This is a genomic window from Caballeronia novacaledonica (genome assembly GCF_900258035.1).
Lineage (GTDB): Bacteria > Pseudomonadota > Gammaproteobacteria > Burkholderiales > Burkholderiaceae > Caballeronia > Caballeronia novacaledonica.
In genome coordinates, this window is the sequence record NZ_OGTP01000055.1 from 1 (window position 1) to 2,250 (window position 2,250).

A 2,250-nucleotide genomic window follows, 5' to 3' on the forward strand; every position below is an offset into this window, starting at 1 on the left:
CGATCAGATAAGTGAGGTGGTCGGCAAGCATCGCACCAGAAAGTTAACAGCCCGGCGCTCCGTTTACAACCACTTCTCGCCCCCACAAACAAAAATGCCGTTCAGCGCTAACTGAACGGCATTACGGATAAACCGGGCTCTTTGCTTGAAGATTTGGTTGCGGGGGCTTTGTCCGTCTCTCGTAGACGAGATTTTTGGTTACATTCCATGGCCCGCCTCGGCCGTCGCCTCAAAGCCGTCCGGGCGGCGTGATACAGGTGGCGTGCGCGGCCGTCCGGCGCGCGGCCGCGATCGAGCGCCGCGCGCCCCGCGAGCGCGGACATCGAAGCCACAACTCGTTCAGCCCGCCTTGCGTCCGCCGGCTATTTAGGGCCTGCTTGCGACGGCAAGCGTCACGACGTTGAACTCATTTTTCTGTCATCAAGACTTAACCGTTTCGATAGTCGATTCGGTCGCCTATCTTGAAGGTAACGACTCGACACATTCTGTAGCCTTGCACCCGAGGGCGGGGTCATCTTCGACCTGACGAGCGTTCTACGCTTCTCGCATGTCGTCGCGTCGCACAAAGTAAAACTCGAAACGAGTGCATTCGACGCACACCTGACACTTGCATGACATGACCTGCCTGGCGATTTTCGGACCAGTTGAAACTTGAGAGAATGGCTTCCAACGGAGGAATGGAAGTCATGAAGGAGCCAATTCACGGAAGAACAGATCGTCACGATGCTGCGCGAGGCGGACAAACGTCGGTCGCAGAGGTGGGCAAGAAGCACGGCATCAGCGAGCAGACGATTTACAACTGGCGTCAGCATTTCGACGGGATGAAGGCGGCCGGCGTGAAGCGCCTCAAGCAGCTTGAGCAGGAGAACGCGCGTCTGAACAAGATAGCGGCGGAGCGTGATCTCGAACTCGATGTGATGAGGGAAATCAACGCAAAAAAGTGGTGAGCGCGCCCGCTCGCCGCCTGCAGGTTGCCTACGCGAAAGCGCGAGGCCTGTCGGAGCGGCGCGTGCGCGCTGATGTCGGTTGCGAGGTCGGCGTTGCATTACCAGTCGAAGTTGACCGAGCGTGACGCCCCGGTGCTGGCTGCGATTTGTGTTCTGTCGGCGCAGTATCCGCGCTATGGTTACCGTCGCATCAGGATCTTTTGGATCGACAAGGCCATCCGATAAGTGCAGACCGGGCTTGGCGGATGTGGCGGCTCGCGGGACTGCAGGTGCCGCGCAAGCGCCCGCGGCGACGCGTGTCGACGCATCGACCCCGGCCTCAGCCAGCTACGGCGGCACGACATGTCTGGGCGTATGACTTCGTGCTCGATGCCTTCGCCAACGGTCAGCAGTTGAAGTGTCTGACTGTGATCGACGAATACACGCGTGAATGCCTGGCCATCGATGTGGCGGGGTCAATTCGCTCTGCACGCGTGATCGAAGTGCTCTCACAGCTGATCAGCCTGCATGGTGCGCCGCGCTACTTGCGTTCGGACAACGGGCCGGAATTCGTTTCGCACGCCATCCGTTGCGGGAAAGGTGAGCGCCGAGCCCGCGCCGCTTCTGACCTGAAGCGTGAACTCAGCGAGTGTGCCCGCCGCGGGCGGATTGCTGATAGTGAGCGCCGTCGTTCCGCCGGCCGCGATTGGCAGATTGAAGAGTATCTCGGGCGCGTCCTGCGAAATCGGTGTGAGATCGAGCGCAACGTTCGCGCCGCCCGTGAGATTGACGATGGCGGTGCCCGTGGTACTGAGCGTGCCATCGGCGGTCACTGCGGTGCCGGGACCCGCGATGATCCCGCCCAGCGTCGTCGAGGTGGCGGCGGGCAACGCATATCCCGCCGGCAGACGCGTGACCAGTACGTCGTATTCGCCATTGACCCGCGACAGGCATAGCGCGACTCGCCGGGCTGGAGCGTGACTTTCGGTGCCTCGTCCGGCTAGATGAAGGCGCTGCCCTGCGCGAGCAGTTTGAGCACGGCGGCGCCGTCGTGATAGATGAGGAATGCGACCGCATTCAACGGCAGCGTCGCAGTGCGCGGGAGTGTGAGCTTGCCACCATCGGCGCCGGCCCACAGGATCGCCGTCCCGGCGTGGCTTGCGTCGAGCTTCGCGTCGGCGCCGAACGTCATCCGCCCTGACAAGCTGCCGAGCGCGCGTTGCACGTGGTCGCCACGGCGGTGCTGTGGTAATCCCCCCGCTAATAACGCGGGTCAGAAGTAGACTATGCTGCGGCAGTGAGCCGCTGTTTTGGCGTCACGCCT

The 2,250-nt window shown here is 61.9% G+C and carries 2 protein-coding genes and 1 pseudogene; 1 reads left to right on the forward strand and 2 read right to left on the reverse strand.

Annotated features, from left to right (window positions below; genetic code table 11):
* Positions 1-723: 723 nt before the first annotated feature.
* A pseudogene (locus NOV72_RS31665) lies at positions 724-1,510 on the forward strand (IS3 family transposase); the annotation flags it as partial.
* Here NOV72_RS31665 and NOV72_RS32530 read toward each other — a convergent pair.
* Entirely contained in the window at positions 1,436-1,816 is a 381-nt protein-coding gene (locus tag NOV72_RS32530) for a hypothetical protein (protein WP_181291213.1), read from the reverse strand. The pseudogene NOV72_RS31665 and the gene NOV72_RS32530 sit on opposite strands and share 75 nt — an antisense overlap.
* 110 nt (positions 1,817-1,926) lie before the next feature.
* Positions 1,927-2,151: a hypothetical protein gene (locus NOV72_RS31670; protein WP_146150069.1), complete on the reverse strand. Its 225-nt coding sequence runs from the start codon at positions 2,149-2,151 to the stop codon at positions 1,927-1,929.
* Between the last annotated feature and the right edge of the window lie 99 nt (positions 2,152-2,250).